Annotated in this window: 6 protein-coding genes and 1 pseudogene; 5 read left to right on the top strand and 2 right to left on the bottom strand. The window is 54.5% G+C overall.

Annotated elements, in window-relative coordinates; all coding sequences use genetic code 11:
• Positions 1 to 604 (bottom strand): pyridoxal-phosphate dependent enzyme (locus tag KQJ19_RS20990; protein ID WP_253296389.1); only part of this gene is annotated, 604 nt, incomplete at its 3' end.
• A 116-nt stretch (positions 605 to 720) separates the two neighbouring features.
• Here KQJ19_RS20990 and KQJ19_RS20995 point away from each other — a divergent pair.
• The 5 genes and pseudogenes from KQJ19_RS20995 to amtB all read left to right on the top strand — a co-directional run bounded on the left by KQJ19_RS20995 (position 721) and on the right by amtB (position 6,672).
• A pseudogene (locus KQJ19_RS20995) lies at positions 721 to 1,171 on the top strand (Lrp/AsnC family transcriptional regulator).
• 44 nt (positions 1,172 to 1,215) lie between these two features.
• Positions 1,216 to 2,988, top strand: a complete 1,773-nt coding sequence (locus KQJ19_RS21000; protein WP_080858958.1) for a SmdA family multidrug ABC transporter permease/ATP-binding protein — start codon at positions 1,216 to 1,218, stop codon at positions 2,986 to 2,988.
• On the top strand, positions 2,981 to 4,759 hold the full coding sequence (locus KQJ19_RS21005; RefSeq protein WP_047501912.1) for a SmdB family multidrug efflux ABC transporter permease/ATP-binding protein: 1,779 nt from the start codon (positions 2,981 to 2,983) through the stop codon (positions 4,757 to 4,759). Before KQJ19_RS21000 ends, KQJ19_RS21005 begins: the two co-directional genes overlap by 8 nt.
• A gap of 256 nt (positions 4,760 to 5,015) precedes the next feature.
• Positions 5,016 to 5,354 carry a P-II family nitrogen regulator gene (glnK, locus tag KQJ19_RS21010; RefSeq protein ID WP_003021657.1) on the top strand — a complete coding sequence of 113 codons (339 nt, stop codon included), beginning with the start codon at positions 5,016 to 5,018 and terminating at the stop codon, positions 5,352 to 5,354.
• Between the two features lie 31 nt (positions 5,355 to 5,385).
• The gene (amtB, locus tag KQJ19_RS21015) at positions 5,386 to 6,672 is read left to right on the top strand and encodes an ammonium transporter AmtB (protein WP_141874918.1); all 1,287 of its coding nucleotides are present in this window, start codon (positions 5,386 to 5,388) and stop codon (positions 6,670 to 6,672) included.
• 49 nt (positions 6,673 to 6,721) lie between these two features.
• On the opposite strand, the gene tesB is transcribed toward amtB, so the two are convergent.
• On the bottom strand, positions 6,722 to 7,569 hold an 848-nt coding region (gene tesB / locus KQJ19_RS21020), incomplete at its 5' end, for an acyl-CoA thioesterase II (RefSeq protein ID WP_216404084.1).

The raw sequence follows: 7,569 nt of genomic DNA on the forward strand, positions 1-7,569 counted from the left end.
GAATATAGCGGCCAATGGTTGCAGAGGTGCCGCCGGTTCCGGCGCTCATCACAATATGGCGGGGGACGGGGTTGGGCTCGCACTGCATCTGACGGAAGATGCTGTCAGCAATATTGTTATTGCCACGCCAGTCGGTAGCGCGCTCAGCATAAGTGAACTGGTCCATGTAATGACCGTTCAGCTCACGCGCCAGCTGTTCAGAGGCCGCATAGATTTCACAGGCGCTTTCCACGAAATGACAGCGACCACCGTAAAACTCAATCTGTTCAATTTTACGCTTCGCCGTACAGGAAGGCATGACGGCAATAAACGGCAGCCCTAACAGTCGGGCGAAATAAGCCTCGGAGACCGCCGTTGAACCGGACGATGATTCAATGATGGTGGTGCCTTCTTTAATCCAGCCATTGCACAATCCGTACAGAAACAGTGAACGCGCCAGACGATGCTTCAGGCTCCCGGTGGGATGCGTGCTCTCATCTTTTAAATAGATCTGAATGCCCGGGAACGCCGGTAGCGACAGACGAATGAGATGCGTATCCGCAGAACGCTGATAATCCGCGTTGATTTCATTGATGGCGTTTTTAACCCAGGAGCTATTCATCATTAATAGATATCCATTTGTCATTTTGTGCCAAGAATAGCGAAAAGCACGGAAAAAATTGTTGCCATTTAGCCTTTAAAATAGAATGTAAGGAGAAAATTCTTCTCTGTGGAGTGGATATGTTAGACAAAATTGACCGTAAGCTGCTTAGCTTACTGCAACAGGACTGCACCCTTTCTTTGCAGGCGTTAGCAGATGCCGTTAATCTGACTACCACCCCTTGCTGGAAACGCCTCAAACGGCTTGAAGATGACGGTATCCTGCTGGGTAGAGTCGCCCTGTTGGATCCAGAAAAACTGGGGCTGGGGCTGACCGCGTTTGTGCTGATTAAGACTCAGCATCACAGCAGTGAATGGTATTGCCGCTTTGTCACCGAAGTCACCGGTATGCCGGAGGTTCTGGCGTATGGCAGGGGAATATGATTACCTGATGCGAGTGCAGGTCGCCGATATGAAAAGCTACGATGAATTTTATAAGCGCCTGGTGAACAGCGTACCTGGCCTGTCTGACGTCACCTCCAGCTTTGCGATGGAACAGATTAAATACACAACTGCGCTCCCTATTGAATAACTCTCCCGGCGCTTATTGCCGGAAATCTTGTCAGGACATAACGCGTGCGATTATTTGCTCAATTAAGCTGGTACTTCCGCCGGGAGTGGCGTCGCTACCTCGGGGCGGTGGCCCTGCTTATCATCATCGCTATCCTTCAGCTTATTCCGCCGAAAGTGGTCGGGATCATTGTGGATGGCGTGACGACTCAACGCTTCACCACCGAGTGGCTGCTGATGTGGGTGGGAACAATTGCCCTGATTGCAGTGGTGGTTTATTTGCTGCGCTATGTCTGGCGCGTGCTGCTGTTTGGCGCATCCTACCAACTGGCGGTTGAGCTGCGGGAAGATTATTACCGTCAGTTGAGTCGCCAGCATCCAGAATTTTATCTGCGTCACCGCACGGGCGATCTGATGGCGCGTGCGACCAACGATGTCGATCGGGTCGTATTTGCCGCCGGAGAAGGCGTGCTGACGCTGGTAGATTCGCTGGTAATGGGATGTGCGGTGCTGATCGTGATGTCAACGCAGATAAGCTGGCAGTTGACGTTAATTGCGCTGCTGCCGATGCCGGTGATGGCGTTGATGATCAAACGTTACGGCGATCGACTGCATAACCGCTTTAAGCTGGCGCAGGCGGCGTTTTCCAGTCTCAACGACCGTACTCAGGAAAGCCTGACCAGTATTCGCATGATCAAGGCCTTCGGTCTGGAGGATCGGCAATCGGCATTATTTGCCGCCGATGCCGAAGATACCGGTAAGAAAAACCTGCGCGTGGCGCGCATTGACGCCCGCTTTGATCCCACGATTTATATCGCCATTGGCATGGCTAACCTACTGGCGATTGCTGGGGGAAGCTGGATGGTGGTGCACGGTTCGCTGACGCTCGGCCAGCTCACCAGCTTTATGATGTATCTCGGTTTGATGATTTGGCCGATGCTGGCGCTGGCATGGATGTTTAACATCGTCGAACGTGGCAGCGCGGCCTACAGCCGTATTCGCGCCATGCTGTCTGAAGCGCCGGTGGTGGATGACGGCACTGAACCGGTACCGGAAGGGCGTGGGGAGCTGGCGGTGGCGATTCGCGAATTTTGCTACCCGCAAACGACACACCCGGCGCTGGAAAATGTGAACTTCCAGCTTAAACCTGGGCAGATGCTGGGCATTTGTGGGCCTACCGGCGCGGGGAAAAGTACGGTGCTGTCGCTGATTCAGCGTCATTTTGATATCACCCACGGCGATGTGCGCTTTCATGATATCCCCTTAACGCGATTACAACTGGATAGCTGGCGCAGCCGGCTGGCAGTTGTCAGCCAGACGCCATTCCTGTTTTCGGATACCGTTGGCAATAACATCGCGTTAGGACGCCCTCAGGCCACGCAGGAAGAGATCGAGTATGTGGCACGCCTTGCCAGCGTTCATGAGGATATTTTACGTCTTCCGCAGGGCTACGACACCGAAGTGGGCGAACGAGGGGTGATGCTGTCTGGAGGGCAAAAACAGCGTATTTCTATCGCTCGAGCGCTACTCCTGAACGCTGAAATCTTGATTCTGGATGATGCGCTGTCGGCGGTAGATGGTCGTACCGAGCATCAGATCCTGCATAACCTGCGCCAGTGGGGCGAAGGCAGAACCGTCATTATTAGCGCCCACCGTTTATCGGCCCTGACGGAAGCCAGCGAGATTATCGTGATGCAGCATGGGCATATTGCCCAGCGCGGCGAGCATGATGCGTTAGTGCAGCAGCCTGGCTGGTATCGCGATATGTACCGCTATCAGCAACTGGAAGCGGCGCTGACTGATGCACCAGAGATAAACGAGGAGGCGGCTAATGCGTAGTTTTGGGCAATTATGGCCGACCCTAAAAAGATTGCTGGCGTATGGCTCTCCATGGCGAAAACAGCTGGCTATTGCGGTAGTCATGCTGTGGGTGGCCGCTGCGGCGGAAGTCAGCGGTCCGCTGCTGATTAGCTATTTTATCGATAACATGGTGGCGAAGAATAATCTGCCGCTGGCGATGGTCGCCGGGCTGGTTGCGGCATATATCGGTCTGCAACTGCTGGCGGCTGGCCTGCATTACGCGCAGTCATTGCTGTTTAACCAGGCGGCAGTTGGCGTAGTACAACAGTTGCGCACCGACGTAATGGACGCTGCGCTGCGTCAGCCGCTCAGCGCCTTTGATACTCAACCCGTCGGACAGCTAATCTCCCGCGTGACCAATGACACCGAAGTTATTCGCGACCTGTACGTGACGGTGGTAGCAACGGTCCTGCGCAGCGCGGCATTAATTGGCGCCATGCTGGTAGCGATGTTCAGCCTTGAGTGGCGTATGGCGGTAGTGGCGATGGCCATTTTCCCGGCCGTGCTGGTGGTGATGGTGATTTATCAACGCTACAGCACCCCGATTGTGCGCCGGGTTCGCGCTTATCTGGCGGATATTAACGATGGCTTTAACGAAGTCATCAACGGCATGAGTGTTATCCAGCAGTTCCGCCAGCAGGCGCGATTTGGCGAGAGAATGGGCGAAGCAAGCCGCTCGCACTATATGGCGCGTATGCAGACCCTGCGACTGGATGGTTTTTTGTTGCGCCCGCTGCTTAGCCTTTTCTCGGCGCTGATCCTCTGCGGATTGCTGATGCTGTTCAGTTTTACCTCTGGCAGCTCGATCGAGGTTGGCGTGCTGTACGCGTTTATCAGCTATCTCGGCCGTTTGAACGAACCGCTGATCGAGTTGACCACTCAGCAATCAATGCTGCAGCAGGCGGTTGTCGCCGGTGAGCGAGTGTTCGAACTGATGGATGGGCCACGTCAGCGCTATGGTGAAGATGAGCGACCGCTAAAGAGCGGGGACATTGAGGTGGATAACGTTTCATTTGCCTATCGCGACGACAATCTGGTGCTGCAAAATATCAGTCTGTCCGTGCCTTCGCGCAGCTTTGTGGCTTTGGTCGGACACACCGGCAGTGGTAAAAGCACGCTCGCCAGCCTGCTGATGGGTTACTACCCGCTGACGCAGGGGGAAATCCGCCTTGATGGACGGCCGCTGTCTTCACTGAGCCACGGTGCGTTACGTCAGGGCATCGCCATGGTGCAGCAGGATCCGGTGGTGATGGCAGATACCTTCCTGGCTAACGTCACGCTGGGCCGCGATATTTCAGAAGAGCGGGTATGGCAGGCGCTGGAGACCGTGCAACTGGCAGAACTGGCGCGAGGTCTGAGCGAGGGGATTCATACCCGGCTGGGCGAGCAGGGCAATAATCTCTCCGTTGGTCAAAAACAGCTGCTGGCGTTGGCGCGGGTGTTGGTTGAAACGCCACAGGTGTTGATCCTCGACGAAGCCACGGCCAGTATTGACTCCGGTACTGAACAGGCCATTCAGCAAGCTCTGGCGGCGGTACGTGAACACACCACGCTGGTGGTGATTGCACATCGGTTATCGACGATTGTCGATGCGGACACCATTCTGGTGCTGCATCGCGGTCAGGCGGTTGAGCGTGGTACGCACCAGCAATTACTGGCGGCGCAAGGCCGTTACTGGCAGATGTATCAGCTGCAGCTGGCGGGTGAAGAGTTAGCCGCCAGTACGCAAGACGATTCTGTTATCGCCTGATGGCGCGGCGCTTATCCGGTCTGGGGCCAGCACGGTCTCGTAGGCCGGATAAGGCGTTTACGCTGCCATCCGGCAATCAACAATCTGGTGCAAAAATGTAACGCACTATGCACCGTTATAGTGCGTTTTTTCTTTTTCTCTCCCGGAAGTACCCTGAGAACCTGAATCATCCCGCCTTTTTCATTTCTGGCACATCCCTTGCAATATTCCTCTCGTGTATCTGCAGCCACTACTGAATTCTGACTGGAGGGGATCTATGAAGCTGGTTACCGTGGTAATCAAACCGTTCAAACTGGAAGACGTCCGTGAAGCATTGTCGTCTATTGGTATTCAGGGGCTGACCGTCACCGAAGTGAAGGGGTTTGGCCGACAGAAAGGTCATGCTGAGCTGTACCGTGGGGCTGAATATAGCGTCAATTTTCTGCCGAAGGTGAAGATTGATGTGGCGATTGCCGACGACCAACTGGATGGCGTGATTGATGTCATCAGTAAGGCGGCATACACCGGAAAAATTGGCGACGGCAAAATCTTCGTCGCCGAGCTGCAACGTGTGATTCGTATTCGTACCGGCGAAGCCGACGAAGCCGCACTGTAACGTCTGGCACACAGTGATAGGAAACCAAAAAATGAAGATAGCAACGATGAAAACAGGTATTGCTTCACTGGCGCTGCTGCCGGGACTGGCGATGGCGGCACCGGCGGTTGCGGATAAAGCGGATAACGCTTTTATGATGATCTGTACCGCGCTGGTGCTGTTTATGACCATCCCTGGCATTGCGCTGTTCTACGGCGGTTTGATTCGCGGTAAGAACGTGCTGTCGATGCTGACTCAGGTTACGGTGACATTTGCTCTGGTTTGTATTTTATGGGTGGTTTATGGCTACTCACTGGCCTTTGGCGAAGGTAATAATTTCTTCGGCAACTTCAACTGGGTATTGCTGAAGAATATTGCGCTGACGGCGGTAACGGGGAGCTTCTACCAGTACATTCACGTTGCTTTTCAGGGCTCGTTCGCCTGCATCACCGTTGGGCTAATCGTCGGTGCGCTGGCTGAACGTATTCGCTTCTCCGCGGTGCTGATTTTTGTGATGGTATGGTTAACGCTGTCGTACATCCCCATTGCTCATATGGTCTGGGGCGGCGGCTTGCTGGCTTCCCACGGCGCGCTGGATTTTGCCGGCGGAACGGTTGTGCACATCAACGCGGCGATTGCCGGTCTGGTAGGCGCGTATCTGATTGGCAAACGTGTCGGTTTTGGCAAAGAAGCTTTTAAACCGCATAACCTGCCGATGGTTTTCACCGGTACCGCTATTCTCTACATTGGTTGGTTTGGCTTTAACGCTGGTTCAGCGGGTACGGCAAATGAAATCGCCGCACTGGCCTTCGTCAATACCGTGGTCGCCACCGCTGCAGCCATCCTCGGATGGATCTTCGGTGAATGGGCGCTGCGTGGTAAACCGTCTCTGCTGGGCGCCTGCTCTGGTGCCATTGCGGGTCTGGTGGGCGTAACACCTGCATGTGGCTATATCGGTGTCGGCGGCGCGCTGATTATCGGTGTCGTTGCGGGTCTGGCAGGCCTGTGGGGCGTGACCATGCTGAAGCGTTTTCTGCGTGTGGACGATCCGTGTGACGTGTTTGGCGTTCACGGCGTGTGCGGCATTGTCGGCTGTATCCTGACCGGAGTTTTCGCTGCCAGCTCTTTGGGAGGCGTGGGCTTTACCGAGGGCGTGACCATGGGGCATCAGCTGCTGGTGCAACTGGAAAGCGTGGCGATCACCATCGTCTGGTCTGGCGTGGTGGCTTTCATTGGCTATAAGCTGGCGGATATGACGGTTGGTTTGCGCGTACCGGAAGAGCAGGAGCGCGAAGGTCTGGATGTAAACAGTCACGGCGAGAACGCTTACAACGCATGATTCTCAATTTGCCGGATGGCAACGCTTTTGCGCCACCATCCGGTAATTCTCAATTGCGATTACGCATTACCCCTTCCTGTACGGTAGAAGCGACCAGCACGCCATCCTGGGTATAAAACTCTCCGCGTACAAAGCCCCGGGCACCGGATGCCGAAGTACTCTCGACGTTATACAGCAGCCATTCATTGATATTAAACGGACGGTGGAACCACATAGAATGGTCAATGGTGGCGATCTGAATCCCTTTTTCCAGGAAGCCAATCCCGTACGGTTGCAGCGCAACAGGCAGGAAGTTCAGGTCTGAGGCATAACCCAGCAGATACTGATGGACGCGCAGATCGTCCTGCAGCACGCCGTTAGCTCGGATCCATACCTGGCGCGTCGGAGGTGCGACGTGACCTTTGAGGGGGTTATGAAACTCTACAGGGCGTACTTCCAATGGGCGATCGTTGATAAATTTTTCTTTCAACAGCGGCGGCAGTAAATGCGCCACTGAGCGGGCAATTTCCGTTTCTGATTTTAGCTCATCGGGACCCGGCGCATCCGGCATGGTTTTCTGATGTTCAAATCCGTCTTCCGGTGCCTGAAAAGAGGCGGTCATGTAAAAAATGGGTTTGCCATTCTGGATCGCGGCAACGCGGCGCGCGCTGAAGCTGTTACCATCACGCAGGACTTCCACATCATAGATGATGGGCTTTTGGCTATCGCCGGGGCGTAAAAAGTAGCTGTGAAAAGAGTGCACCAGACGCTCTTCCGGTACGGTTTCTTTTGCGGCATACAGCGCCTGACCGACAACCTGTCCCCCAAAAACCTGACGTAACCCTAAGTCTTCACTTTGGCCCCGAAAGAGTCCTTCTTCAATTTTTTCCAGATTTAACAATGTCAGCAAATTTTTCA

The sequence above is a fragment of the Citrobacter sp. S46_ASV_140 genome (assembly GCF_018919545.1).
Classification (GTDB): domain Bacteria; phylum Pseudomonadota; class Gammaproteobacteria; order Enterobacterales; family Enterobacteriaceae; genus Citrobacter; species Citrobacter braakii.